Below are 26815 nucleotides of genomic sequence, written 5' to 3'. Positions count from 1 at the left end.
GATGGGCGAACACATCGCGCTGCTCTCGAACCCCCATGCGGGCAAGGGAAGGGGAGCCGCGGCGGCGGAACGCGCTCTCGCGCAGCTGCACGCCCGCGGAGTCGCGGTGCGCGTGTACGCGGGAGGTTCGGCGGCGGCGACCGTTCGGTTGGCGACGGATGCGATCGCCGCGCAGCCGCGGGTCCTGATCGTGGTGGGCGGAGACGGGACCCTCTCGGGCATCCTCGACGTGGTGTGCGCCGCAGCGGTGCCCGTCGCGCTCGTGCCCGCGGGAACCGGGAACGATCTGGCGCGAGCGCTCGGTCTGCCGCGGCATGATCCCGCGGCCGCTGTCGACGTCGCGCTGACGGGCCGGCAGCGCGCCATCGACGTCGGGGAGATCCGCACGCCGAGCCGCCGCGCGCTCTTCCTCACGATCGCGGCGCTCGGGTTCGACGCGAAGGTGAGCGACCGCACGAACCGGCTGCGCTGGCCGCACGGACGGCTGCGCTACTACCTGGCACTCGTGGTGGAGCTGGTGCGTCTGCGTCCGATGGACTTCACGGTGTCCGTCGACGGCTCGACCGCGACCCGGTCCCCGGGGACGCTCGTGGCCGTCGGCAACACTGCGAGCTACGGCGGCGGGATGCCGCTGTGCGCCGGAGCGGCGGCGGACGACGGGCTGCTCGACGTCGTGCAGGTCGAGCCTCTGACCCGTGCTCGGCTCCTCCGCCTGTTCCCGCTCCTGCTGCGGGGGCGCCACCTCGCGAGGCCCGAGGTGACGCATCGTCGGGCGCGCTCCGTCACGGTCAGCGCGCCTGACCTCGTGGTCTACGCCGACGGGGAGCGGATCGGAGAACGCGAGTGCACCGTCGGCATCCGCTCCGGCGCCCTGACGATGATGGTTCCCGGCGGAACGGCGGTGCCCCGTGACTGACTCCGGGCGAAGCCCGTCCGATGCTTCTTTCGACGAGGATGTGGTGATCGTGGGCTCGGGCTTCGGTGGCTCCGTGGCCGCTCTGCGGCTCGCCGAGAAAGGGTACCGCGTGCGCGTCTTCGAGGCGGGGCGGCGGTTCGAGGACGACGACTTCGCGAAGACGAGCTGGGATGTGCGTCGGTATCTGTGGGCGCCCGCGTTCGGATGCTTCGGGGTCCAGCGCATCCATCGCCTGCCGCACGTGATGATCCTCGCCGGAGCGGGGGTCGGCGGCGGATCCCTCAACTACGCCAACACGCTGTATCAGCCCGGGCAGACGTTCTTCGCCGACCGGCAGTGGAGTGCGCTGGCCGATTGGGAGCCCGAGCTCGCTCCGCACTACGCGACGGCGAAACGGATGCTCGGGGTCGTCGAGCAGTATCCGCACACGGGGCCCGTCGAGAGGATCATGCAGGGTGCCGCCGAGGATCTCGGGGTCGGCGGGACGTTCCGGCTCGCGCCGGTCGGCGTGTGGTTCGGGCGGCCGGGCGAGCGTGCCGCCGATCCGTTCTTCAGCGGGCAGGGACCGGAGCGCACCGGGTGCACGCTCTGCGGCAACTGCATGGTCGGATGCCGGGTCGGCGCCAAGAACACGCTTGCGAAGAACTACCTGTACCTCGCGGAACGGCGGGGCGTGGTCATCGAACCGCTGCGCACCGTGGTCGAGGTACGGGCACTCCCGGGCGGCGGGTTCGCCGTGACGACGGAGCGGAGTGGCGCCTGGCTGCGGAAGCAGCGGCGCACGGTGCGCGCCGCGCAGGTCGTGCTGGCGGCCGGCACCTGGGGCACGCAGCAGCTGCTGCACCGGATGAAGCGCAGCGGCGCCCTGCCCGGCATCTCGGACGCCGTGGGCCGCCTGACGCGGACGAACTCCGAGGCGCTCGACGGCGCGGTGGCTACCGCGGTGCCGTCGTCTCTCCAGCTCGCCCGCGGAATCGCCATCACCACCTCGTTCCACGTCGACGACCGCACGCACGTCGAGAACGTCCGGTACGGCCCGGGATCGAACCTCATGGGTGGGCTCGCATCGGTCCTCGTGCCCGGTGATCTCTCGCCGATGCGACGAGCAGCGCACCTCGTCGGCGCGCTGCTGCGGGCTCCTGTCCGGCAGCTGCGGCTGGGGTCGCTGCGACGGTGGAGCGAGCGCGGGATCATCGCGCTCGTGATGCAGACCGCTGACAACTCGCTCACCCTGTCGCTGCGGACGCGCTTCGGACGGCTCCGGATGACGAGCGCGCAGGGTCATGGGGAACCCAACCCGAGTCATCTTCCCCAGGCGCACAGAGCGGCCGCGGCCATCGCGGCCCGGATACAGGAGGCGGGTGGTGTGGCGACGGAGGCGAGAGGATCGTGGCCGGAGGTCTTCGGCATCCCGCTCACCGCTCACTTCCTCGGGGGTGCGGTGATCTCGGCGTCGGCCGAGACCGGAGTGGTCGACCGGTTCCATCGGGTGTGGGGACACCCGGACCTCCATGTCGTCGACGGTGCCGCCGTTCCGGCGAACCCGGGTGTCAACCCCTCGCTCACGATCACGGCACTCGCGGAACGGGCCCTGTCTCTCTGGCCGCGCGCCGGGAAGCCGGACGCTCGCCCGCCGCAGTGAACGGCGAAGGGGGCCGCGCGAATCGCGCGGCCCCCTTCGGTTCTCGGATCAGCGGTTCTCGACGCCGCGGATCTGGGGGGTGTGGAACGACGCTCCGAACGCCCGCTCGGAGGCGCCCTCGCGATCGAGGTACGGAGACGCACCGCCGTCGATGAACGGCCATCCGGCACCGAGGATGAGGCACAGGTCGATGTCCTCGACCTCGGGGACGACGCCCTCATCGAGCATCAGCTTGATCTCGCCCGCGAGGCCGTCCTGCACCCGCTGCAGGATCGTCGCGGCCGAGGCCGGCGTCTTGCCGACCGCGGGCTTGAGAATCTTCTCCGCCTGCTTCGTCCAGCCGGTCACGCGACCGCCCTTGTCCTTCTCGATGACCGCGTCGAGCTCCGCGAGAGCGTGGAAGTTCTCGTTCGCGTAGAAGCGCTCGGGGAAGGCGTGCGCCATCGTGTCCTGCACGTGGGCTGCGACCTTCCAGCCGACCAGATCGATGAGCTGGAACGGACCCATCGGCAGGCCGAGCGGAGCGAACGCCTTCTCGACGTCCGTGATCGGCGTGCCCTCGTAGACCGCGCGTGCTGCCTCGCCCATGACCTTCGCGAGGAGACGATTCACGACGAAGCCCGGTGCGTCGGCGGTGAGGACCGCGTTCTTCCCCAGGTTCTTCGCGACGACGAAGGCCGTCGCCAGGGCCGCCTCCGAAGTGGTCGGAGTCTTCACGATCTCGATCAGCGGCATGACCGCGACCGGGTTGAAGAAGTGGAAGCCCACGAGACGCTCGGGGTGGGCGAGCTTCGCGCCGATCTCCTCGACCGACAGCGACGACGTGTTCGTGGCGAGGATCGCGTCCTCGGCGATGATGTTCTCGATCTCGCCGAAGACCTGCTGCTTGACGCCGACCTCTTCGAACACCGCCTCGATCACGAAGTCGCAGTCCGCGTAGAGGCTCTTGTCCGTGGTCCCGGTGACGAGTGCACGCAGCTTGTTCGCGGAGTCCGCGTCGAGGCGGCCCTTCGATTCCAGCTTGCCGATCTCCTCGTGGATGTAGGCCACGCCCTTGTCGACGCGCGCCTGGTCCAGGTCGGTGATCAGCACCGGGACCTGGAGCTTGCGGACGAAGAGGAGCGCGAACTGGCTCGCCATCAGCCCTGCGCCGATGATGCCGACCTTCGTGACCTTCTTCGCGAGCGCCTTGTCGGGCGCGCCGACCGGACGCTTCGCGCGCTTCTGCACGAGATCGAACGCGTACATGGAGGCGGCGAACTGGTCGCCGGTCACGAGCTCGGCGAGTGCCTCGTCCTCGCGCGCGAATCCTTCGGCCTTGGTGCCGCTCTTCGCCCTGTCGAGCAGCTCGAGCGCGGCATACGGGGACTTCGGCACGGTGCCGATCTTGGACTCGAGCATGCCGCGAGCCATCTTGATCGCGATCGGCCACTTGGTGAGGCGTTCGATCTTGCCCGGCTCGTTCCTGCGCTCGACCTTCTTGCCGCCGAGGACGGCGTCGGCCCACGCGAGCGAGTTCTCGAGGTAGTTCGCGGCGGGGAAGATCGCGTCGACGATCCCGTAATCGAAAGCCTGCTGGGGCTTCAGCATCCGGTTCTGCTTGAGCGGGTTCGAGATGACCACCTCGAGCGCGTTCTCGATTCCGATGAGGTTCGGCAGGAGGTATGCGCCACCCCAGCCGGGGATGATGCCCAGGAAGACCTCGGGCAGCGCGATCGCGGCAGCGGAGGCGTCGACCGTCCGATATGTCGAGTTGAGCGCGATCTCGAGGCCGCCGCCGAGCGCCAGCCCGTTCACGAAGGCGAACGACGGGACGCCCAGCTCGCCGAGCTTGCCGAGCACCTTGTGCCCGAGCTGCGCGATGAGGCGCGCGTTGTCCCGAGAGCCCACCTTGCCGATGTCCGACAGGTCGGCGCCGGCGGCGAGGATGTACTGCTTGCCGGTGACGGCCACCGCCTGGATCTCGCCGGCGGCAGCGCGATCACGCAGTCCGTCGAGCGTCTCGCCCAGCGCCGTGAGCGTCGCCGGACCGAGGGTGTTGGGACGGGTGTGGTCGCGACCGTTGTCCAGGGTGATGAGCGCGAGGACCCGGCCGGACCCCAGGCGGATGTCGCGCACGGGGGAACGGGTGATCACCTCGCCCTCGGTGAGCGCCTGGATGGGGGAGAAGTCGACCGATGCGTACTGTTCGGAGATCGTTCCAGTCATCGGACGTTACTTCCTCTTCTTGCCGTCGAAGTGCGGGTTCTCCCAGATGACCGAGCCGCCCTGTCCGAGCCCGACGCACATCGCGGTCAGGCCGTAGCGGACGTCGGGACGCTCAGCGAACTGCGCCGCGAGCTGGATCATCAGACGCACACCGGATGCCGCGAGGGGGTGGCCCACCGCGATGGCACCGCCCCACTGGTTCACGCGGGGATCGTCGTCGGCGATGCCGAAATGGTCGAGCAGCGAGATGACCTGGATCGCGAACGCCTCGTTCAGTTCGAACAGTCCGATGTCCGAGATCTGCAGGCCGGCCTTCTTGAGAGCCTTCTCGGTGGACGGGATCGGACCGATGCCCATGATCTCCGGCTGCACGCCGGCGAACGCGAACGACACCATCCGCATCTTGGGCGCGAGCCCGAACTCCTTCACGGCACCGCCGCCCGCGAGCAGCGACATGGTCGCGCCGTCGGTGAGCGGAGACGAGGTTCCCGCGGTCACGCGACCGTGGGGGCGGAACGGCGTCTTCAAGGACGCCAGGTCCTCCATCGTCGTCTGCGGTCGACGTCCCTCGTCCTCGGTGGCGAGGCCCCAGGCGCCGTCGGCGTCCTTGATCGCGACCGAGACGAGATCCGGCTGGATCTTGCCGGCGTCGTATGCCGCCTGCACCTTGTGCTGGCTGAGCATGCCGTACCGGTCGGAGCGCTCCTTGGTGAGGTGGGGGAAGCGGTCGAAGATGCGCTCGGCGGTGACGCCCATGTTGAGCGCGCCGGGGTCGACCATCTTCTCCGCGACGAACCGCGGGTTCGGGTCGGCGTTGCCGCCGATCGGGTGGTGGCCCATGTGCTCGACACCGCCAGCGAGGGCGACGTCGTACATGCCGACGCCGATCGAGGCGCCCATCGTCGTCACGCTCGTCATCGCTCCGGCGCACATGCGCTCGACCGCGAGACCCGGTACGGTCTGCGGAAGCCCGGCCAGGATGGCGACGGAACGACCGAGCGTCAGCCCCTGGTCGCCGGTCTGGCTGGTCGCTGCGATGGCGACATCGTCGATGCGATCGGCGGGGACGGCCGCGTTGCGCTCCATCAGACCGATCGTCGCCTTCACGGCGAGGTCGTCTGCGCGGGTGTTCCAGTACATGCCCTTTTCGCCGGCGCGCCCGAAGGGGGTGCGCACTCCATCGACGAAGAAGACGTCCGAGATCTCGGCCACTCTGCCTCCAAGTTTGTGCGGTGGCCTCAGTCTATGGAGGGCCCCGAAACCGGGAGGAATCGGTTGGATCGAACCTACGAAGCGGGTGCGGACGCCTCGTCGGACGGTTGCGCGGCTTCTACAAAGGCAGTGGCGATCTTCTGTGCAGTCTGTGCAACCTGCCACGGACGCGCGCCGAGGGCGATCAACGCGGTCCCGATCGCTTCGGGCGTCGTTCCCGGCACATCCCAGGCGATCCGGCGCAGGTAGTCGGGCGTGAGCAGATTCTCCGTCGGCATGTGCAGCTCTTCGGCCGTCGCCTCGACCAGCGGGCGTGCAGCCTTGAGGCGCGAGTCGGCCTCGGGGTTGCGATCGGCCCAGGCGCGCGGCGGAGGAAGGGTGTCACTGGGAACCCGCTCCCTGGGGAGTTCTTCGGAGGCCCGCCCCTCGACGATCGCCTGCCACCAGCGATCGAGCTGCGTGCGGCTGGCGCGGCCCTGGAAGTCCTTCAGACCCGCGAGCGCCTGCTTGCTCTGCGGATTCGCGAGTACGGCCGCGACGAGGGACCTGTCGGGTACGAGCCTGCCGGGGGAGACGTCCTGTTCCTGCGCGAAGGCTTCGCGGGCCTGCCAGAGTGCACGGGCGACGGCGAGATTGCGTGCGCCGCGCACCTGGTGCAGCCCGCTCAGCCGCCGCCAGGGGTCTTCTCGAGGGGGCTTGGGCAGCCGAGTGAGAGTGGCGGCGAACTCCTCCGCCGCATACTCGGTCTTGCCCTGCTCGACGAGCTCCGCATGCAGCGCCTCGTAGACGTCGATGAGGTGGAGCACGTCGAGGGCTGCGTACTCCAGCCACGCGGCGGGGAGCGGCCTCGTCGACCAGTCCGCGGCCGAGTGCTCCTTCTTGAGCGTGATGCCCAGGGTGCGCTCGACGACCGCCGCGAGACCGACCCGGTCGTGGCCGAGGAGGCGGGAGGCGAGCTCGGTGTCGAACAAGGTCTTCGGCAGAAGATCGAGCTCCCGCAGCGAGGGGAGATCCTGGCTCGCAGCGTGGAACACCCACTCCACGTCGCCGATCGCGGCCTGAAGGGGGCTGAAATCCCCGAGAGCCGGCGGGTCGAACAGGAACACCCCGGCGTCGCGCCGGAACACCTGCACGAGGTATGCCCGCTGGGAGTAGCGGAAGCCGGACGCCCTCTCGACGTCGACGGCGACGGGGCCGGTCCCCTCGGCGAGGGCGGCGCACGCCGCAGCGAACTCCGAGACGTCGGAGATCACGGAGTATTCAGTCACGTGCTGCCTTTCGCGCGCCGATCACGGCGATGCCCTCGGAACCGGGCGGAAGACCCGCCAGCATTCCGACCAGTTCGGCCCATGCTTCGACGTGCGGTCGGAACGGGCCCTCGGGTGTCCAGGACGCCCTCAATTCTATCTGCGCGCCGTCGCCCTCGTCCCCGAGGCCTCCGAAACCCTTGGAGAGCGTCTTCGTCGACGTGCCGGACGGCGAGTGATAGACCGCGCCCCGGGAGTCGAGTGCATCGACGAGCCACGCCCAGGTCACGTCCGCCAGCAGCGGATCCGTGCCGATCTCGGTCTCGAGCGGAGCCTGCGCGAAGATCACGGTCCGCCAGGACCCTCCCCACGCGGCAGGGGCCTCCGGATCGTGGAGCAGCACGAACCGTCCGGTGCCGTAGACGGAGTCGCCGTCGTCGTCGGGCCGGACGTCCGCAGCGAGGGCCAGCGCGAAGGGTGCGAGGCCCTGAGGGGTGGGGATCTCGCGGACGACGAGGTCCGCGCGGAACGCGGTGTCGCGCAGTTCTGCCACGGCGGCGTCGAAGATCGTCCCGGCATCGGGGTGAGCGGTCACGGCATCAGGCTAGAGTCAGGAGGCGATGAAGAGTCTCAGGCACGCCGTTGCGCTTCTTGTCCCTGCATTGCTCGCCCTCGGGACGGCGATGAGTCTGCTCGTGCTCAGCGTGGCCCGTCGGGTCGTCATCCCGGCGCGCCGGCCGGCTGATGTCGAGATACTGGCGGTCGACACGGGCGCGCAGACGATCGAGCTCACCCGCACGCCCGACACCGAGCTCCCGGGCCGGTACGGCCTCTTCACCTCGGGCACATACGGCTACGTGAAGCTCGGCGCGGTCCTCAGCGCCGACGCCACCACCGTCAGACGAAAGCTGCTCACCCAGATCGAGCCGGGCTCCCGCGTCGACAGGTCGGCGGGCTTCAGCGGTTGGTACTACTCCTCACCGAGCGAGCTGCATCTGCGGTGGGAGAACGTGTTGATCGGGTCGCCAGCGGGGCCGTGCCCGGCCTGGTACTTCCCGGCGGAGTCGTCGACGTGGGTGATCCAGGTGCACGGTCGTGGTGTCACGCGGGCGGAGTGCCTCCGCGCCGTGCCTGTACTGCACGCCGCGGGATTCCCGAACCTCGTCGTGTCGTACCGGAACGACGGTGAGGCGCCGCGCAGCCGTTCCGGAGCATACGCGCTGGGTGCCGCCGAATGGCGTGACGTCGACTCGGCGATCGCGTACGCGCTGCGACGCGGTGCGGAGCGGGTGATCCTCATGGGATGGTCGATGGGAGGCGCTGTCGCGCTGCAGACCTCGGTGAACTCCGGGCACCGCGACCGGATCGCCGGGCTCATCCTCGAGTCCCCGGTGATCGACTGGCGAACGGTGCTGCGCTTCCAGGCCAAGGAGGCCGGGATGCGGGCGCCGCTGCCGGACCTCGCGATGAGCGCGCTGTCGGTGCCGCTCACCGCGCGTCTGAGCGGTGCCGAGGACGCGATCCCGTTCGACCGACTGGACATGGTCGCCCGCGCCGCGGAGCTGACGGTGCCCATCCTCATCCTGCACAGCGACGACGACGGCTTCGTCCCGGCCGATGCGTCGCACGCGCTCCAGAAGGCCAGGCCCGATCTGGTGACGATGCCGCGGTTCTCCGTCGCACGCCACACCAAGCTGTGGAACTACGACGAGTCCGAGTGGAGCGCCGCCATCACCGATTGGCTCGCGGCGCAGGGCCTCAGCGCTTCTGCCTGACCTGCTTCTTGGCGCGCATGAGCATCCCTGTCATGCCGCCGATGCGCAGCGGCGACACGGCCTTCGTGAGGCCGATCGACTGCGGGTAGTCGTCCGGGATCGCGAGGACCTCGTCGGGTGTGAGGCCCGAGATGCCCTGAACGAGGATGCTCGCGAAGCCGCGCGTGGTCGGAGCCTCAGGCGGAGCGGTGGCGTGCATCGTCACCACACCGTCGTTCACCTCGACGTAGATGTAGACGGGGGACTGGCACTCCGCGACGCGCTCGCACATCTCGGGATGGTTCGCGACCTCTTCGGAGACCTCCGGCAGTTCGTCGGAGTACTCCAGGAGGAGCAGCAGACGGTCGGCCTCAGGGGTCTCCAGGAATCCGTCGCGGATCTCGGCGAGGGTGTCAGGAACGTGCGTGGTGGTCATCCCTGTCATTGTCACACGTCAGAGCGAACCGGGCTCCGAGCCGGTGACGATCGGCACGCGGACGGCGCTGCCCCACTCGGTCCAGGAGCCGTCGTAGTTGCGGACGTTCTGGAACCCCAGCAGGTGCTTCAGGACGAACCACGTGTGGCTCGACCGCTCGCCGATGCGGCAGTAGGCCACGACGTCATCGCCGTCGGCGAGTCCCGCCCCGTCTCGGTAGATGGCGTCGAGCTCGGCGCGTGACCTGAAGCCGCCGTCCTCGGCGACCGCCTTCGCCCACGGCACGCTCTGAGCGGTCGGGATGTGGCCGGCGCGGAGCGTGCCCTCTTCGGGGTACGCCGGTGCCGTCGTGCGCTCACCGCTGTACTCCTCGGGCGAGCGGACATCGATCAGCGGGCTGCCGATGTGCGCGAGGACGTCTTCCTTGTAGGCGCGGATCGCGGCGTCGTCGCGCTCGACGACGGGGTACTCCGTCGGGGTGATCTGCGGCGCCTCGCGGGTGATCTCGCGGCCCTCAGCGATCCAGCGGTCGCGTCCGCCGTCGAGGAGCCGGACGTCTTCATGGCCGAAGAGCGAGAATACCCACAGCGCGTACGCGGCCCACCAGTTGTTCTTGTCGCCGTAGATGACGACGGTGTCGTCGCGCGAGATCCCCTTGCCGCTGAGGAGCTTGGCGAACCCCTCGCCGTCGACGTAGTCGCGCACGACGGGATCGTTGAGCTCGGTGTGCCAGTCGACCTTGACGGCCCCGGGGATGTGGCCGGTCTCGTACAGCAGCACGTCCTCGTCGGATTCGACCACCGCGAGCCCCGGCGTCCCGAGACGCTCCGCGAGCCACTCGGTCGTGACGAGCCGCCCGGGCTCGGCGTACTCGGCGAACTTGGACGAGGTGGTGTCGAACTCGATGGCCACAGGGATCTCCTCAGACGGTGAGCGGCGAAGGTGCGGGTAGCGACGGCGTAATGTGGAGCCGTCACTTCGACGATAGATCCACGCCGTGCGCCCTGCACCCGATTCGTAAGACTTCGACACAGGTGCCCACCCGATTCAGGACCGTGATGACCGACACGCCCACCCGCACGGGCATCGTGCACCTCACCGATCGCCAGCCGACCGTCAGCGGCCCCGAGATGCTCGCGAGTCTCGTCCCGCCGCCGCAGTTCGACGGCGCGACCTTCGACAGCTACCGCGCCGATCCGGCCTACCCGTCGCAGGAGGAGGCGAAGGACACGCTGATCCGCTTCGCGGGACGCGCGGCGCCGGCCAAGCGCGGAGGGTTCTTCAGCCGCGCGAAGAAGGAGCCGGAGGTCAAGCCGGGCGTCTACCTCGACGGTGGGTTCGGCGTGGGCAAGACCCATCTGCTCGCGTCGATCTACCACGCGATGCCCGCTCGCCGGAAGTACTTCGGATCCTTCATCGAGTACACGGCGCTCGTCGGAGCCCTGGGGTACAAGAACACCGTCGACCTCCTCAAGGGCGCTGATCTGCTGTGCATCGACGAGTTCGAGCTCGACGATCCCGGCGACACCATGGTCATGACGCGGCTCCTGGGCGAGCTGGTGCCCACGGGGACGAAACTGGCCGCCACGTCGAACACACCGCCGAACGCGCTGGGCGAGGGGCGATTCGCCGCGCAGGACTTCCTCCGCGAGATCCACGCCATGTCCGACAGCTTCCAGACGATCCGCATCGACGGGGTCGACTTCCGTCAGCGCGCCCTGGACGGGCACGCGGTCGTGAGCTCCGCCGACGAGTACGCGCAGGCGCTCGAGGCGGGAGCGGCGGCCGGCACGGCATCCGATGACTCCTTCGACGACGTCATCCGTCATCTGGCCCGCGTTCATCCCTCGCGCTATCTGCGTGTGATCACCGGCCTGGATCTCGTGGGGCTGCAGGACGTGCGCGTCCTGACCGACCAGTCGGAGGCGCTTCGCTTCGTGGCGTTCGTGGACCGCGTGTACGACGCGCAGATCCCCATCGTCGCGACCGGTGTGAGCCTCGACCAGGTGTTCGCGGAGGAGATGCTCGGCGGGGGATACCGCAAGAAGTACCTGCGGGCTATCTCCAGACTCAATGCACTTACACACGCGGATCGCAGCGCCGCGTAACGCGATGTTCACACACGGAGCGCGCCTGTAACGTCATCGCAACAAACTTCACGCATCCCGGAAATCGGGCCTCGTCACACTGAAGCTCTCAGTTTCCCGAATGTGAGGTTTGACTATGGATTCTCCAGGCAACATCTCCTGGGCGATCACCGCGACCGCCCTCGTCCTGCTCATGACGCCCGGCGTCGCCTTCTTCTACGGCGGTCTGGTGAAGGCCAAGAGCGTCGTCAGCATGATGATGATGAGCTTCGGCTCGATCGGACTCGTGGCCGTGCTCTGGATCCTCTTCGGATTCTCGATGAGCGCCGTCGACAGCCCGACCGCTTTCGCCGGCAACCCGTTCGCCGACATCGGCCTCTCCAGCCTCGCCTCGGGTGAGGGCTCGAACGTCGCCCTGCTCGGCGTGGCCTACGGCGCGACGTTCGCGATCATCACGGTCGCGCTCATCTCCGGCGCCATCGCCGACCGCGCGAAGTTCGGCAGCTGGCTCATCTTCGCCGGCGTCTTCGCGACCGTCGGCTACTTCCCGGTCGCCGCATGGGTCTGGGGCGGCGGATGGATCATGAACCTCGGCACCACGCTCTTCGGCGAGGACAGCGGCATCGGCGTCATCGACTACGCCGGTGGCACCGCGGTGCACATCAACGCGGGTGCTGCGGCCCTCGCCCTCGCGATCGTCCTCGGCAAGCGGATCGGCTTCCAGAAGGGCATCCTGAAGCCGCACAACGTGCCGCTCACCCTCCTCGGCGCTGCGCTGCTGTGGTTCGGCTGGTTCGGCTTCAACGCCGGTGCCGAGTGGCTCGCGGAGGACATGGGCGGTGTCGGGCTCATCGGCCTCAACACCCTCGGCGCAACGGCCGCTGCGATCCTCGGCTGGATCCTCATCGAGAAGATCAAGGACGGCAAGCCCACCTCCGTCGGTGCCGCATCGGGTGCCGTCGCCGGTCTGGTCGCGATCACGCCGGCCTGCGCCAACCTGACGCCCGGCTGGTCCCTCCTGCTCGGAGCCGTCGCGGGTATCGTCTGCGCCCTGGCCGTCGAGCTGAAGTTCCGCCTCGGCTTCGACGACTCGCTCGACGTGGTCGGCATCCACCTCGTCGGCGGTCTCATCGGCACCGTCTACCTCGGATTCTTCGCCACCGGCACCGGCCTCTTCGTCGGCGGAGACGCCCGCCAGCTCGCCGTCCAGGTGATCGCAGCGCTCGGCGTGCTGATCTACTCCTTCGTCGTCGCCTTCATCATCGGCTTCGCGATCGAGAAGACGATCGGCTTCCGCGTCACCAACGAAGACGAGATCGCCGGTGTCGACCAGGTCGTCCACGGCGAGGAGGGTTACGCACTCGCGGACGCGTGACCTGCGGTTAGGGTGACCGTGTGAGCAACACGAACGGCATCCTGACGGCACTCGCGGAGATCCTGCGCAACGCATTCGGATCAGACCGGGCGTCTCGGACACAGAGTCCGAGACGCCCGGTCTCGCGTCTGCGCCCGACTGCAGCATCCCGCGCACCCGAGTCGGGGGGCGCGAACGGCACCGCCACAGTGCGCGTGGACCCCTCGAGGATCGACGACCTGCGGATCGGCTATGCGCCGGACCGCGACGGTGCCCCGGACGCGGGCGAGATCGTCTGGACCTGGGTGCCGTACGAGGAGAACGATGGCCGCGGAAAGGACCGTCCGGTGCTCGTGATCGGCAGGCACTCGTCGGATCGCGTGTTCGCCGTGCGGATGACCAGCAGAGCGCACGACGGAGAACGGGACTACCTGTCCATCGGCTCCGGCGCGTGGGATTCGCAGGGGCGCGAGTCCTGGGTGGACATCGAGCAGCTCTACAGCGTGCATGAGACCGGGCTTCGTCGGGAGGCCGCCGTGCTGGATCGGACGCGCTACGGACGAATCGCGTCGGCACTCGCCCGACGCTACGGCTGGGGCACAGCCTGACGATCACTGCCCGGTGACCGCACCGCGCCGGGGATCCGGCTGAGCGCCCAGACGGCGGCGCCGGCGGCCAGGAGTGCTGCGAGGAGACCCGCGGTGTGCATCAGCAGGGATGCGGCGCCGCGTTCCGGAAGCAGGAATCCATACGGCACCCACCCGTCTGTCACGCCTCTGATCAGCACGACGATGAGCCAGAGCAGCGGGTACGGGAGCACGATCCAGAGGCGCGACCACGGCAGGGGAGGCCGGTCGCCGACGAGCAGCCAGTCGACGACCAGAGCGGCGGGGAACACGACGTGGAGCGTGACGCCGACCCATGGGGGCGCGCTGCCCGTCCCGGGCACGAGCACGTTGTACACGAGGCCCACGATGATGATGCAGGACACCACGACGGCACGGGCGTCGACGAGTCGGCGCGGGACGGGTCGCTCGTACAGGATGAGCGCGGCGGTGACCGCCAGGACGAGTGCGGCGAGCAGACACGTCAGATTCGTGAAGTACCCGAAGTAGTCGAAGGGACTCGCGCCCTCAGCCGGTATCCCGAGCACATAGGCGACACCGAGGACGACGAGAACGGATGCGGCGACGACGAGTCGTCCCACGGCGATTCGACGAAGCACGGCTGCTGACGGCATCCGATCAGCCTAGGAGCCGGACGCCCCCAATCCGTTTCGCTGACTGCTGCGAACCATCTGTGAGTCGCACGACAGCGGCGACGCCACCAAGGAGGAATCATGCGCTTCATCCCCACCAAGGTCCACGGAATTCTCGACTACGTCGTCGGAGCGGCACTGATCGTCGCGCCGTGGCTGTTCGGCTTCGCCGGCGTCGGCGGCCCTGCCGTCATCATCCCGATCGTGCTCGGCGTGGGCCTCATCGTCTACAGCCTGTTCACGAAGTACGAGTGGGGCCCCTTCGGGTTCATCCCGATGCCCGTCCACCTCGTCTTCGACATCGTCGCCAGCCTGTTCCTGGCGCTGTCGCCGTGGATCTTCGGCTTCTCCACCGAGGCGCCGAACGTCTGGGTGCCCCACGTCGTCGTGGGTGTCGCTGTGATCATCGTGGTGCTGTTCTCGCAGCCGCAGCCCGCGTCGGTCAAGGCCACGGCCCGCGCCTGATAGACCCTGAGGCCCCGCACGGTATCGGTCCCGTGCGGGGCCTCAGTTCTGCGCACCCGCGGTCAGCCGCGCAGGGCCTCGGCGGTCCACCGGGCGTGCAGCTGCCATGGGTCGGACACCCTCTGCAGCGAAGCGATGTGCGCCCGCAGCTCCGTCGTCAGCGTGAACCACTCGCCCCCCTCGCGGATAGCGGCGAACTCCCGGTGCCGAGCCTGCTCGACGTCTCTGCCGCCCCGCTCGAACGCCAGCAGCTCCTCATGCCGGATGCTCGACAGGCGCTGCCGGGGGCGCCTGCTCGTTCCGATCTTCACGCGACGGTCGTAGCGGATGTAGTAGACGACCTCGATCACCGGACGTGCGAGATCGTCGTCGGGGACGTCTCCGTAACGCCACCCGCACCAGTCGCAGAGCAGGGCCGTGCCGACGCGGACGCCTCGGACGCGACCGCAGCAGCCGCACGGGCCGGGGAGGGGAGTGCTCTTCACCCGCAGAACGATAGTCGGGGTCACAGACGCTGCCCTCTGCCTCACCGGGCACGCGCGATCGCCTCGCGCGTCGGATCGCGCTTCACGAGTCCGGATTCGCCGCATCCTGCCTTCGCAGGCGCACATGGCTTCTGGAGATGCGCGCACGCGCGGACCTGGCTCGCGTGCTGCGGGTGCCGGACAAAAGGAGAACCCCGCCGGCTCAGCCAGGCGGGGTTGTCATCGGTGGGCGATACCGGACTCGAACCGATGACCTCTTCCGTGTGAAGGAAGCGCGCTACCAACTGCGCCAATCGCCCATACCCGTGGGGTACGTCAACCGATACTACCCGACGCCTGGACGAGCCGATGACCAGCGGCACGGACACGCGCGAGATTCGGTTCCGGTTTGGAGAGCCGCCGATCATCGGCTAATGTTTATCAAGTGCTCGGGGCAGTCAACCGGGACAACGCGGATGTAGCGCAGTTGGTAGCGCACAACCTTGCCAAGGTTGGGGTCGCGAGTTCGAGTCTCGTCATCCGCTCAAGTGCAGGGGCCTTCTTCGGAGGGCCTTCCGCACGTGGGGTCAATCCACACGGTGGCGTGGCCGAGCGGCTAGGCACCGGCCTGCAAAGCCGTTTACACGGGTTCGAATCCCGTCGCCACCTCTCTGTAACTGAATAGCCCACACGGGCGCGATTGGCGCAGCGGTAGCGCGCTTCCCTGACACGGAAGAGGTCACTGGTTCGATCCCAGTATCGCGCACAGACAAAACCCCCGGTTCACCGGGGGTTTTTTCGTGCGTCTCGACATCGCGGGCATCCGGACCGCAGGACGCGAGCACGACCGTCCCGCGGCGTGACCTGCTCGGGCTTTCTCCCAGCAGGCGTCGATAGGCTCGCGTCCGTGATGAGCTCGAGACTGCGAACGGCCCTCGGAGGCACCCTGCTGGCCCTGGCGCTGGCCGGGTGCAGCGCCCCGACGCCGACGCCGACGCCGGCCCCCTCGGAGTCGGCCCCGCAGACCCCTCCGCCCGCGGCGGCCGTGTCGCCTGCCGCCGACGATCCCGCCGCGGTCGCCGTCGAGCAGGTGCAGGTCATGAGCGACGTCTGGGAGAGTGCAGGTCCGGAGCAGCGTGACGAGGCCCTTCGTGTCATCGGCCTCGACCCGGCCGACCCGCAGCCCACCGACGAGACGGCGTCGACACTCGTGGCGAAGGCGGCGGAACTCGGATACGTGGTGTCTGAGGATGCGGCCCGTGAGTTCCTCGCCCAGATCGCTGCGCGCTGACGCCTGACGCCTGACGCCCGCAGAGCCCCCGGCAAGCCGAACTGTTCCGATAGCGGACGCCGTCTTCGCGATACGTCCCATTGGTCACATCCGCACCATTGCCACCACCTATGAGTTCGCCTAGGGTGGGTGAAACGTCCTCCCGGGGAGAGGGAGACGTCGCTCTGAGGGGGGTGGATCATGCGCGGGGGAGGCGGTGTTCGGCGTGGGTGGCGAAGGTCCGCCATCGCCATGACCACCGCCATCGCCGTGATCGCCGCCGGCTTCACGCTCGGCGCTCCGCAGGCCGCTGAGGCCGCCGTCGTGCAGTGGGGCACCAACTCCGGCACGACGCCGAACTACCAGGCGAACGTCAACGGCGACTTCATCATGGCCGGAAACGGCGTGCTCGGCTGCACGGCCACGACCGGTACGACCGCCAACGGCACCTGCACCGAGCTGCATGCGGCGTCGAACGCCAACACCGCGAACGTCAACGACAACTTCGTCATGACCCAGACAAATGCCGTCTCCGGATTCACGTCGAACTCGAGCAGCGCGACGATGACGATCCCCGCGGGGGCGACCGTGGTCAAGGCCTTCCTCACGTGGAGCGCCAACACGGGCGTCTACACGGGCGACACGCGCCGTCTCTGCTCGCAGTACTCCGCCGCGCGAGGTGTGGCGACGATGCCGACGGGAAGCGCCACCGGGTACACCTCCCGCGCCGTGCAGGTGAAGGTCGGCGGGGGCCCCATCATCAACGTCTCCCCGCAGAGCATGCTGCAGGACCCTGCGTCGCAGGCGACCGCGCTCTACTATTCCGGCAGCGCCGACGTGACCTCGGCCTTCGCCTCCGTCACGACCGGGTCAGAGATCTCGATCTCCGCGGGCAACATCTGGACCCCGACGGGGGCGGGCTGCTACGCGGGCTGGTCGATCAACGTCGTCTACGACTACGGCACCTTCATCCCCGACAACCCGGCGTCGGTGCCGCACAACATCATCTATTACGAGGGCCACGTTCGTCAGGGCGCGAACGACGCGGACCTCACGGTCGCGTTCAACGGCTTCACCGCCGTCGCCGCCGGAACGCGCGCGGGCTTCACCCTCTTCGAGGGCGACCGCAACATCACCGGAGACTCCGCCTCGTACTCGAGGGGCGGCTCGACGACCTACTCGGAGATACCGAACGCGGCAGGCGCGTCGGGCAACGTCGGCATCTCGCGTGCGGTCGGCTCGGTGCGGTACGCCGGGACCACGGGCACCGCGTTCACCAATCAGAACGTCGACGTCGCGACCGTCGGTCTGCCGAACGTCGTGGCGGGGGACTCGACGGTCAACCTCCGTCTGGGAACCTCGGGTGATTCGTATCTGCTGCGGAACGCCATGCTGTCGGTTCCGACCGCCGGTCTGCAGATCGTCAAGACCTTCAACGGCACCGCCGACACCCAGTCCCGGACGTCCGGCGAGCTCGCCACCTTCACCGTCCGAATCACGAACACCGGCGCCGGCACGCTGCGCAACATCGTAATCACCGACGATCAGGCGAACTGCGCCCGCAATCTCGGCGCAGTGACGCTGGCACCGCTGCAGACGACGACCTACACGTGCACGGCCACCGCTCCGTCGGCCACCGGGTACGTCTCGACCGCCGATGCGACCGCGCGGACGGCGGTCGGGGACTTCCTCGCGCAGGACAGCGACAGCACGACGGTGCTGCTCAGCGCCATCAGCCTCTCCAAGACGAGCGCTCTTGCTCCGGGAGGAACCGGCCGGGCGGGGGACGTCGTCGTCTACACGTTCACCGTGACGAACACCGGCCAGTCGACGCTGACCGACATCGTCATCACCGACCCGCTCGTCGGACTCTCCCCGATCACCTTCGGAGCCTGGCCGGGAACAGCGGGGACCCTCACCGCAGGGCAGTCGGTCAGCGCCACGGCGACGTACACCCTCACTCAGAGCGACGTGGATGCCGGTGCGGTGGCGAACACGGCGACGGTCAGCGCCGCAGACGACGACGGCGGCATCCGGCCGTCCGGATCGGCCAACCGCGTGACTCCGATCGCGGCGGCGGGAACCGTCACCGTCACCAAGACGGGTGCACTGGCGAGCGGCGCGACCGGTCGTGTGGGCGATCGCATCAACTACACGTTCACCATCCGCAACACCGGCAACGTGACGCTCGCCAATGCGTCGCTCGTCGATCCGCTGCCCGGCCTCTCGCCTCCGGTGATCACCTGGCCCACCACGACAGCCGGGGTCATCCCCGTGGGCCAGGCAGCGACAGCGACCGCCTTCTACACGATCACCCAGGCGGATGTGGATGCAGGCAGCGTCCGCAACACCGCCACAGCCACCGCCCGTACACCGGGCGGCGCCACGGTCTCCGGTTCCTCCCCACAGGTCACCGTCCCCACCATCGCCTCCGCACCCGGGCTCACGACGACGAAGTCGGGATCCGTCACTCAGGGCACCGGCGGGGTGGGCAGCACCATCACCTACACCTTCACCGCACGCAACTCCGGCAACACGACGCTCACGAGCGTGGCGTTCACGGATCCGCTTCCGGGATTGTCGACTCTCAACTACGCATGGCCGGGCGTCGCCGGGACCCTCGCCCCGGGGCAGTCCGTCACGGCGACGGCGACATACACGATCGCCCAGGCGGACGTCGATGTGGGCGCCGTGCGGAACACGGCCACAGGAACGGCGAGGACTCCCGCGGGCGCCACGCTCACGGTGCCGACGAGCCAGTCGGTCGTCTCGACCGCCGCGTCTGCGCCCGCCGTGACCCTGACCAAGACCGGTGCGCTCGCCCCGGGAAGCACCGGCCGCGCCGGTGATGTCGTCACCTACTCGTTCCGTCTCGTCAACAGCGGCAACGTCACGCTCACCCAGACGGCCATCGCCGACCCGCTGCCGGGCCTCTCGGGCCTCACCTACACCTGGCCCGGAACGCCCGGAGTGCTCGCGCCCGGACAGGCCGTGACCGCGGTGGCCACCTATACGTTGACGCAGACCGATCTGGATGCCGGCGCCGTCGCCAACACGGCGACGGCGACCGCCCTGCCGCCGAGCGGTGCGCGCGTGAGCCAGGCGCGGTCGTTCACGCTGCCCGTCAGCCCGAGCGGCGCACTCGCCGTCTTGAAGTCGGGGTCGGTGACGGCCGGCACGGGCGGCGTCGGCAGCACCGTCACCTACTCGTTCTCGGCGACCAACAACGGCAACGTGACTCTGACGCAGGTCGCGATCGCCGACCCGCTCGCGGGCCTCTCGGCGATCACCTACAGCTGGCCGGGCACTGCCGGAACCCTCGCCCCCGGGCAGACGGTGCAGGGCCGAGCGACGTACACCATCCGTCAAGCCGACGTCGACGCCGGTGCGGTGACCAACACCGCCACCGCGTCGGCACGCACGCCCGGCGGTTCATCCGTCGCGGGCACCTCGCCGACCACCCGGGTGAACACGGTCGCGGCGGCGCCCGCGAGCACGACCACCAAGACCGCGACGGTCTCGGGCAGCGCCGCTGTGGGCGACGTCGTGACCTATACCGTCCGCACCACGAACACGGGCAACGTGACGCTCACCGGCGTCGCGATCTCGGACACGCTGGCCGGTCTGTCGGCCTTCGCCTACAGCTGGCCGGGGACCGGCGGCACCCTCGCGCCGGGACAGACCGTCACCGGCACGGCCACGTACACGATCCGGCAGGCGGATGTGAACGCCGGTTCGGTGCGCAACGTCGCGTCGTCGACCGCGTCCTACGGCGCCACCCCCGTGACGAGCACCTCCGGCACTGTCACGACGAACACCGTGCCTGCGTCGGCCGGCATCGTGACGACGAAGAGCGGTGCGCTTCAGAGCGGCTCCTCGGGACGTGCGGGCGACACGATCGTCTGGTCGATCACACTCCGGAACGCCGGGAACGTCACACTGAGCGGGGTCTCCGTCACGGATTCGCTGCCGGGCATCTCGGCCCCGACCTACGGAACCTGGCCCAGTGGCACGACGGGCGTGCTCCAGCCCGGGCAGACGGTGACCGCGACCGCCGCCTCGGTCATCACCCAGACCGACGTGAACTCGGGAGCCGTCAGCAACACCGCGACCGGCACGGGAACGCCGCCGAGCGGGGCCGCCGTGACCAGCACGGCGCCGGCGACGGTCTCACTCGCCTCCGCCCCGGGCATCGTGATCTCGAAGACCGGCGCGCTGACCGAGGGCAACGGCTCCGTCGGCAGCACCGTCACCTACTCCTTCTCGGCCCGCAACACGGGGAACGTGACGCTGACCGGCGTGGCCATCAGCGACCCGCACGAAGGCCTCTCGGCGCTGACCTACACGTGGCCCGGCACCGCGGGGACGCTGCAGCCGAATCAGACGGTGACCGCCACGGCGACCTACACCGTGCGGCAGTCCGACGTCGATTCCGGCGCTGTGCGCAACACTGCGAGCGTGCGCGGCACGCCGCCGACCGGCCCCGCCATCGACGCCTCCTCCGGCGAGGTGACGGTTGCGACGGTCGCGGCGGCACCGGGGATCGCGATCACGAAGACGGCCTCGGGGGGAGGCGGGGGAGTCGGCAGCATCATCACCTACAGCTTCCGCGCGAGCAACACCGGCAACGTCACTCTCACCGGCATACGTATCGCCGATCCGCTCGCGGGACTCGGTGAGCTCCAGTACGACTGGCCCGGCGCATCCGGGACGCTCGCACCCGGGGCGTCTGTGGTCGCGACGGCGGCATACACCGTCACGCAGGCGGACGTGAACGCCGGGGCGATCACCAACACGGCGTCCGCGACCGGGTCGGGAGGCGGCTCGAGCGTGTCTGCGGCGTCCGGAGTCGTCACGACCCCGACGGTGGCGAGTGCGCCGTCTCTGGCGGTCTCCAAGGTCGGCACCCTGAACGGCTCCGGCGCCGCGGGCGACACCATCAGCTACGCGTTCACCGTACGCAACTCGGGCAACGTCACCCTCTCGGGGGTCTCGCTCGTGGACCCGCTCATCGGTGCGACACCGGTCGCGCTGTCCGGGTGGACCGGTGCGAGCGGAGTCCTGCAGCCGGGCGAGAGCGTCGCGGGAACCGCGACGTACACAGTGCGGCAGTCGGACGTGGACGCGGGATCGGTCGTGAACACGGCGACCGCGACGGGCGCGCCGCCCCGAGGCGCCGCAGTGACGTCGACCGCCCCGTCGACCGTGCGCATCGCGCCCGTGCCCTCGATCGCCGTCGCCAAGACCGGGTCGGTCACGAGTGGGACCGGCGGGGTGGGCAGCGTGATCACGTTCGCCTTCAGCATCCGCAACTCCGGCAACGTCACCCTCAACGGCATCGCCCTCACCGACGATCTCGCCGGTCTCGGCACCCCGACGATCACCTGGCCGGGCGCGGCGAGCACGCTCGCCCCGGGACAGACCGCGACGGGAACGGCCACCTACACCGTGCGCCAGGCGGATGTCGATGCCGGATCGGTGCGCAACACCGCCACCGTCAGCGGTCGTCCACCCGTCGGCGCCGTCGTGAGTGCGACCTCAGGCGTGGCCGTCGTGCCGACGGTCACCCCCGCGCCCGCGCTCACGGTGACGAAGAGCGCCAGCGCGGGTGCAGGCAATCGCGTCGGCGACGTCATCACCTACACGATCCGCGCAGAGAACACCGGAAACCAGACACTCACCGGCGTGACGATCAGCGACCCGCTGCCCGGGCTCTCGGCGCTCGCGGTGTCGTGGCCGGCGACGGCGGGCGTGCTCGCCCCGGGGCAGGCGGCGACCGCCCGCGCGACCTATGTCATCACCCAGGCGGACGTGAACACCGGCGCGATCCGCAACACGGCCTCGGCCACGGCCACCGCGCCGGGTGGTGGCTCGATCGCCGACTCCTCGCCCGAGGTGGAGACCGCGACGGCCGCTGCCGCACCGCGAGTGACCCTCGACAAGACCGCGAGCCTGGCGCCCGGCGCGACCGGCCGCGCAGGCGACGTCGTGACGTACAGCTTCACCGTGCGCAACCCCGGCAACGTCACCCTCACCGGCATCGGTCTCAGCGACCCACTGCCGGGCCTCTCAGCGATCGCATTCTCGGCCTGGCCGGGTCCATCGGGAACCCTTCAGCCCGGGCAGAGCACGACGGCCACGGCCACCCGCGCCCTGACGCAGGCCGACGTGGATGCCGGGTCGGTCGCCAACACCGCCACCGCGACCGGCACCCCGCCCTCCGGAGCCCCGGTGCAGGCGACGGCGGCCGCCACGCTGCCGTTGATCGCCGGTCCGCTGCTCACTCTCGGCAAGACCGGTGCCTACACGCAGGGCACCGGCGCGGTCGGCAGCGTCATCACGTACACCTTCACGGCGCGCAACGCGGGCAACGTGACCCTGACCGGCGTCGATGTCGTCGACCCGCACGCGGGGCTCAGCCCGATCGCGCTGACATGGCCGGCCACACCCGGAACGCTCGCTCCCGGCGAGCAGGTCGTCGGCACAGCCACGTACACGGTCACCCAGGCCGACGTCGACTCGGGGTCGGTGCGCAACAATGCCCGCGTGACCGGCGCCCCGCCCACCGGACCCCCTGTCGGCGCGGACTCCCCGACGGTCACGCTCGCGACGGTCGCCGCCGGTCCTGGCCTGACGACCGTCAAGTCCGCCTCCGTCGGGGGAACCGGCGCCGTCGGCGACGTCGTCGACTACACCGTGCGGGTGACGAACACCGGTAACGTCACACTCAGCGGTGTCCAGGTCACGGATCCGCTCCCCGGCCTCACACCGTTCGTCTACGCCTGGCCGGGAGCCGCCGGAGTGCTCGCCCCCGGGGCGCAGGTCGTCGCCACGGCGAGCCGCACGCTCACTCAGGCCGACGTCGACGCGGGTGCTCTCGTGAACGTCGCGACGGGAAGCGCGCTCGCGCCCAACGACACGCGGGTCAGCGCGGCATCCGGCACCGTGACGACCCCGACGGCTGCGAGCGATCCGCGCCTGCAGGTCGTGAAGTCAGGGGCCCTGCCGTCGGGTGCCACGGGGGTGGCGGGGGAGACCGTGACCTGGACTGTGACGATCCGCAACACCGGCAACGTCACGCTCTCGGGGGTGACCGCGTCGGACTCCCTGCCCGGCATCAGCGCGCTCACCTACGGCACCTGGCCGAGCGGCACCGACGGGGTGCTTCTTCCCGGACAGTCGGTGACCGCCACGGCCACCTCGACCGTTCGACAGACGGACGTGGACGCGGGATCGATCGCGAACACCGCGACGGCGACAGGCGCTCCGGCACGCGGCCAGGCCCCCTCCGCGTCAGGGTCCGGAACGGTGCCGCTGAGCTCGGCTCCGGCGATCACTATCCAGAAGTCCGGTGCCTACACGGCGGGCTCCGGGTCGGTCGGAGACACGATCACGTACACGTACACCGTGCGCAATGCGGGAAACGTCACGCTCACGGGCGTGGCGGTGACCGATCCGCACAGCGGGCTCTCCGCCATCGCCTACGGCACATGGGCTTCGGGTACTCCCGGCACCCTGGCTCCCAATCAGAGCATCACCGCGACCGCGACGTACCAGGTGCGCCAGAGCGATGTGAACGCAGGATCGATCGCCGATGTCGCGACGGCATCCGGCCGCCCTCCGACGGGCGCCGCCGTCTCCGCGACATCGCAGAACATCGTGCTCGACACAGCGGCCGCCGCACCGGCAATCCTCACCACCAAGTCGGCAGCCGTCGGCGGAAGCGGCCAGCTCGGCGATCTCATCACCTACACGATCCGGGCCACGAACTCCGGGAACGTCACGCTCACCGGGGTCGCGATCTCCGATCCCGCACCCGGCCTGAGTCCGCTCGCCTACGGTCCGTGGCCTGGCGCGAACGGCACCCTGCAGCCGGGCCAATCCGTGGTCGCGACGGCGACCCATCGGATCACCCAAGGAGACCTCGACGCGGGTTCGGTGACGAACACCGCAAGCTCCACGGGCACGCCCCCGACCGGACCGGGAGTCACCGACCCGTCCGATGCAGTCGTGACTCAGACCGCGGCCCAGACGCCCGACATCGAGGTGACCAAGACGGGCGCTCTCCCCGCCGGGACCGCAGCGCGTGCGGGGGACATCGTCCGGTATGCGTTCACGCTCCGCAACACCGGCAACGTGACGTTGACCGGGGTCACCCTCACTGACCTGGACCCTGCCGTCTCGGGTCTCACGTTCGCGTGGCCGGCTGCCGAAGGAGTGCTCGCCCCGAACCAGGTGGTCACCGCCACGGCGACCTACGCGCTCACACAGGCCGACGTCGATGCCGGCGGCGTGGACAACGTCGTGAGCGGATCCGGCGTCGCACCCGGCGGAGCGACGATCACCGAGAACGCCGAAGTCACGGTGCCGATCACGGCTGCCGGTTCCGTCTCGGTCACGAAGGACGGCACGGTCGTCGGTGACGGCGTCGACGACGGAGAGGCCGGCGACGACATCCGCTTCGACTTCGTCGTGGTCAACACCGGCAACGTCACGCTCACGGACGTCGATCTCGCCGACAGCATCCCCGGCCTGGTTCCCACCGTGACCTGGCCGGATGCGGACGCCCCCGGCGTCCTCGCGCCCGGCGCCCAGGCCACCGCCGTCGCCGTGTACGAGATCACCCAGGCGGATGTCAACGTCGGGTCCGTCCCGAACTCCGTCACCGCCACGGGTACGACGCCGACCGGAGCGGGCGTGGAGGCCACGGACTCCGTCGAGGTCGCCACCGGAGCCCAACGCTCTGAGCTGCGACTCACCAAGTCCGGCACTACGCTCCCAGCCGAGGCCGGACTAGGCGACGACATCACCTACACGTTCGTCCTGCGCAACACCGGAAACGTGACGGTGAGCGACATCGTGATCAGCGACCCGCTGGCGGGTCTGTCGGACATCGCGGCCGAGTGGCCGGGGGCCACGGGCGTCCTCGACCCCGGCCAGAGCGTCACCGCGACGGCGACGCTCGAGATCACCCAGGCGCACGTCGACGCCGGGCGGGTGCTGAACACCGCCTCCGCGACGGGCGACGCGCCCGGAGGGCCCGTCTCGGTCTCGTCGCCTCAGAGCTCGGTGCCTGTGGAGGCGGCGACGCCGTCGGTGGCGGTGACCAACGCCGGCTCGCTTCCTGCGGGTGCAGTCACGGGATCGACGGTCACGTGGACGTACACGCTGCGGAACACGGGCAATGTGACGCTGACGGGGTCCGCGCTGACCGACGCTCTGGCCGGGACGTCTGCGCCGGCCTACCAGTGGCAGGGGCAGGCGGGAGTGCTCGCTCCCGGCGGATCGGTCACCGCGACCGCCACGACCGTGCTCACGCAGGCCGACGTCGATGCGGGATCGATCGTCGGCCTGGTGACGGGTCGCGGGACGGCCCCGTCGGGCGCGGTCGCGACATCGACGGCGCCGGCGACGGTGGCCATCGACTCGACTGCCGGACTCACGCTCGTCAAGACCGCGTCGCAGGACGACGACCTCGCCGTCGGCGACACCGTGGTGTTCACCTTCGCCGTGACGAACTCCGGCACGGTCACGATCGACCGCATCGCGCTGAGCGACCCGCTGCCGGGGCTGTCGGCGATCACGTTCGGTGCGTGGCCTGCCGCACCCGGCTCGCTGGCCCCCGGAGCCACGGTGACCGCGACTGCGCAGTACACCGTGACCCAGGCCGACGTGGACGCCGCGGGAATTCGCAACACCGCGACGGCGACAGGGGTCACCCCGGCCGCTGCGGCGGTCTCGGCATCGGACACGATCACGCTGGGCACCGAGACGAGGGCGCCCGCGCTCGAGATCGCGAAGGACGATCAGCTCTCGGGCGACGGCGTGCTCGGCGACGCGATCTCCTACTCTTTCGCCGTGCGGAACGTCGGGAACACGACGGTCACCGACGTCGCGATCGCGGACGACCTCGAAGGGATCTCCGGCATCGTGTTCGGCACCTGGCCGAGCGGCGAGACCGGCGTCCTCGCGCCCGGGCAGGAGGTGACCGCCACCGCGCAGTACACGGTGCGCCAAGGTGACGTCGATGCCGGTGAGGTGATCAACGCCGCCACCGCCACCGGGTCGACGGCCGCGGAGATCGACGTCACTTCGCCGGACGCCGAGGTCACGACCGAGCTCGCGGCGGCAGGCCCGGCGCTCACGTCGACCAAGCGCGGCACCCTGGCGCCGGGCGCGACCGGTCGCACGGGCGACACGGCGGAGTTCCGCTTCTCGGTCGTCAACACCGGCGACGTGACGATCAGCGAGGTCGAGTTCGACGACGGACTGGCCGGGCTGAGCCCCCTGGACATCAGGTGGCCGGACCCGGCCGCACCCGGGATCCTCGCTCCGGGTGCCGAGGCGACCGCCTTCGCGACATACACCCTGCTGCAGTCCGACGTCGACTCGGGCTCCGTGGCGAACGCCGTCACCGTGACAGGCACCCCCGTGCGCGGCACCCTGGACCCTTCGACCGCATCCGCAGCCGTGCCGATCGTCCCGGGCGCCGCGTTGTCGGC

The 26815-nt window shown here is 69.7% G+C and carries 16 protein-coding genes, 4 tRNA genes and 1 pseudogene; 12 read left to right on the top strand and 9 right to left on the bottom strand.

What is annotated here, in order from left to right; translation table 11 throughout:
* Position 1: 1 nt before the first annotated feature.
* Together BN2660_RS14465 and BN2660_RS14460 are read left to right on the top strand one after the other, a co-directional pair.
* Positions 2-916, top strand: a complete 915-nt coding sequence (locus BN2660_RS14465) for a YegS/Rv2252/BmrU family lipid kinase (protein ID WP_091233806.1) — start codon at positions 2-4, stop codon at positions 914-916.
* Positions 909-2558 (top strand): GMC oxidoreductase, encoded by a 1650-nt coding sequence (locus BN2660_RS14460; protein ID WP_091233805.1) that lies wholly within the window; start codon positions 909-911, stop codon positions 2556-2558. Before BN2660_RS14465 ends, BN2660_RS14460 begins: the two co-directional genes overlap by 8 nt.
* A gap of 48 nt (positions 2559-2606) precedes the next feature.
* Here BN2660_RS14460 and BN2660_RS14455 read toward each other — a convergent pair whose 3' ends face one another.
* From BN2660_RS14455 to BN2660_RS14440, 4 genes are all read right to left on the bottom strand, one after another.
* Positions 2607-4766, bottom strand: coding sequence for a 3-hydroxyacyl-CoA dehydrogenase NAD-binding domain-containing protein (locus tag BN2660_RS14455; protein WP_091233802.1), 2160 nt, complete (start codon positions 4764-4766; stop codon positions 2607-2609).
* 6 nt (positions 4767-4772) lie between these two features.
* Positions 4773-5978 carry a thiolase family protein gene (locus BN2660_RS14450; RefSeq protein WP_091233799.1) on the bottom strand — a complete coding sequence of 402 codons (1206 nt, stop codon included), beginning with the start codon at positions 5976-5978 and terminating at the stop codon, positions 4773-4775.
* Positions 5979-6052: 74 nt separating this feature from the next.
* Entirely contained in the window at positions 6053-7246 is a 1194-nt protein-coding gene (locus tag BN2660_RS14445) for a ribonuclease D (protein WP_091233797.1), read from the bottom strand.
* On the bottom strand, positions 7239-7820 hold the full coding sequence (locus BN2660_RS14440; protein ID WP_091233794.1) for a DUF3000 family protein: 582 nt from the start codon (positions 7818-7820) through the stop codon (positions 7239-7241). Before BN2660_RS14440 ends, BN2660_RS14445 begins: the two co-directional genes overlap by 8 nt.
* 25 nt (positions 7821-7845) lie before the next feature.
* Here BN2660_RS14440 and BN2660_RS14435 point away from each other — a divergent pair, with 25 nt between their 5' ends.
* Positions 7846-9000, top strand: coding sequence for an alpha/beta hydrolase (locus tag BN2660_RS14435; RefSeq protein ID WP_091233790.1), 1155 nt, complete (start codon positions 7846-7848; stop codon positions 8998-9000).
* Here the strand turns inward: BN2660_RS14435 and BN2660_RS14430 are convergent.
* Together BN2660_RS14430 and BN2660_RS14425 are read right to left on the bottom strand one after the other, a co-directional pair.
* Positions 8984-9415: a SufE family protein gene (locus BN2660_RS14430; RefSeq protein WP_091233786.1), complete on the bottom strand. Its 432-nt coding sequence runs from the start codon at positions 9413-9415 to the stop codon at positions 8984-8986. The two genes, BN2660_RS14435 and BN2660_RS14430, sit on opposite strands and share 17 nt — an antisense overlap.
* 18 nt (positions 9416-9433) lie before the next feature.
* Positions 9434-10327: a sulfurtransferase gene (locus tag BN2660_RS14425; RefSeq protein ID WP_091233783.1), complete on the bottom strand. Its 894-nt coding sequence runs from the start codon at positions 10325-10327 to the stop codon at positions 9434-9436.
* A 146-nt stretch (positions 10328-10473) separates the two neighbouring features.
* On the opposite strand from BN2660_RS14425, the gene zapE reads away from it, so the two are divergent.
* The 3 genes from zapE to BN2660_RS14410 all read left to right on the top strand — a co-directional run bounded on the left by zapE (position 10474) and on the right by BN2660_RS14410 (position 13464).
* Positions 10474-11523 carry a cell division protein ZapE gene (gene zapE, locus BN2660_RS14420; protein ID WP_091233780.1) on the top strand — a complete coding sequence of 350 codons (1050 nt, stop codon included), beginning with the start codon at positions 10474-10476 and terminating at the stop codon, positions 11521-11523.
* A gap of 115 nt (positions 11524-11638) precedes the next feature.
* Entirely contained in the window at positions 11639-12877 is a 1239-nt protein-coding gene (locus tag BN2660_RS14415; RefSeq protein WP_091233777.1) for an ammonium transporter, read from the top strand.
* A 20-nt stretch (positions 12878-12897) separates the two neighbouring features.
* Positions 12898-13464: a type II toxin-antitoxin system PemK/MazF family toxin gene (locus tag BN2660_RS14410; protein WP_091233774.1), complete on the top strand. Its 567-nt coding sequence runs from the start codon at positions 12898-12900 to the stop codon at positions 13462-13464.
* Here BN2660_RS14410 and BN2660_RS14405 read toward each other — a convergent pair.
* Positions 13443-14096, bottom strand: a complete 654-nt coding sequence (locus BN2660_RS14405; RefSeq protein WP_091233772.1) for a Pr6Pr family membrane protein — start codon at positions 14094-14096, stop codon at positions 13443-13445. The two genes, BN2660_RS14410 and BN2660_RS14405, sit on opposite strands and share 22 nt — an antisense overlap.
* A 99-nt stretch (positions 14097-14195) precedes the next feature.
* On the opposite strand from BN2660_RS14405, the gene BN2660_RS14400 reads away from it, so the two are divergent.
* Positions 14196-14579: an SPW repeat domain-containing protein gene (locus BN2660_RS14400; RefSeq protein WP_091233768.1), complete on the top strand. Its 384-nt coding sequence runs from the start codon at positions 14196-14198 to the stop codon at positions 14577-14579.
* Positions 14580-14641: 62 nt separating this feature from the next.
* On the opposite strand, the gene BN2660_RS14395 is transcribed toward BN2660_RS14400, so the two are convergent.
* Both BN2660_RS14395 and BN2660_RS14390 read right to left on the bottom strand, forming a co-directional pair.
* A complete protein-coding gene (locus BN2660_RS14395) occupies positions 14642-15064 on the bottom strand; it encodes a GIY-YIG nuclease family protein (protein ID WP_255305192.1) in 423 nt (140 codons plus the stop codon).
* Between the two features lie 226 nt (positions 15065-15290).
* Positions 15291-15363: transfer RNA gene (locus tag BN2660_RS14390), tRNA-Val, on the bottom strand.
* 152 nt (positions 15364-15515) lie between these two features.
* Between BN2660_RS14390 and BN2660_RS14385 the strand changes: the two genes are divergently transcribed.
* The 5 genes and pseudogenes from BN2660_RS14385 to BN2660_RS14365 all read left to right on the top strand — a co-directional run.
* Positions 15516-15588: transfer RNA gene (locus BN2660_RS14385), tRNA-Gly, on the top strand.
* Between the two features lie 53 nt (positions 15589-15641).
* Positions 15642-15712, top strand: a tRNA-Cys gene (locus BN2660_RS14380).
* A gap of 25 nt (positions 15713-15737) precedes the next feature.
* Positions 15738-15809 (top strand) — tRNA-Val (locus BN2660_RS14375).
* Between the two features lie 144 nt (positions 15810-15953).
* Positions 15954-16334: a hypothetical protein gene (locus tag BN2660_RS14370; protein WP_091233766.1), complete on the top strand. Its 381-nt coding sequence runs from the start codon at positions 15954-15956 to the stop codon at positions 16332-16334.
* A gap of 231 nt (positions 16335-16565) precedes the next feature.
* Positions 16566-26815, top strand: a pseudogene (locus tag BN2660_RS14365) (DUF11 domain-containing protein); the annotation flags it as partial.

The organism is Microbacterium sp. 3J1 (assembly GCF_001049495.1).
In the GTDB taxonomy this organism is placed as follows: domain Bacteria; phylum Actinomycetota; class Actinomycetes; order Actinomycetales; family Microbacteriaceae; genus Microbacterium.
The sequence above is the reverse complement of the archived record's forward strand: the minus strand, read 5'-3'. Positions and strand labels throughout refer to the sequence as shown.

Bases quoted from the DNA above. Each gene is read 5' to 3' on its own strand.
- BN2660_RS14465 (WP_091233806.1), top strand. From the start codon at position 2: ATGGGCGAACACATCGCGCTGCTCTCGAACCCCCATGCGGGCAAGGGA.
- BN2660_RS14455 (WP_091233802.1), bottom strand. From the start codon at position 4,766: ATGACTGGAACGATCTCCGAACAGTACGCATCGGTCGACTTCTCCCCC.
- BN2660_RS14435 (WP_091233790.1), top strand. From the start codon at position 7,846: ATGAAGAGTCTCAGGCACGCCGTTGCGCTTCTTGTCCCTGCATTGCTC.
- BN2660_RS14430 (WP_091233786.1), bottom strand. From the start codon at position 9,415: ATGACCACCACGCACGTTCCTGACACCCTCGCCGAGATCCGCGACGGA.
- zapE (WP_091233780.1), top strand. From the start codon at position 10,474: ATGACCGACACGCCCACCCGCACGGGCATCGTGCACCTCACCGATCGC.
- BN2660_RS14415 (WP_091233777.1), top strand. From the start codon at position 11,639: ATGGATTCTCCAGGCAACATCTCCTGGGCGATCACCGCGACCGCCCTC.
- BN2660_RS14405 (WP_091233772.1), bottom strand. From the start codon at position 14,096: ATGCCGTCAGCAGCCGTGCTTCGTCGAATCGCCGTGGGACGACTCGTC.
- BN2660_RS14400 (WP_091233768.1), top strand. From the start codon at position 14,196: ATGCGCTTCATCCCCACCAAGGTCCACGGAATTCTCGACTACGTCGTC.
- BN2660_RS14370 (WP_091233766.1), top strand. From the start codon at position 15,954: ATGAGCTCGAGACTGCGAACGGCCCTCGGAGGCACCCTGCTGGCCCTG.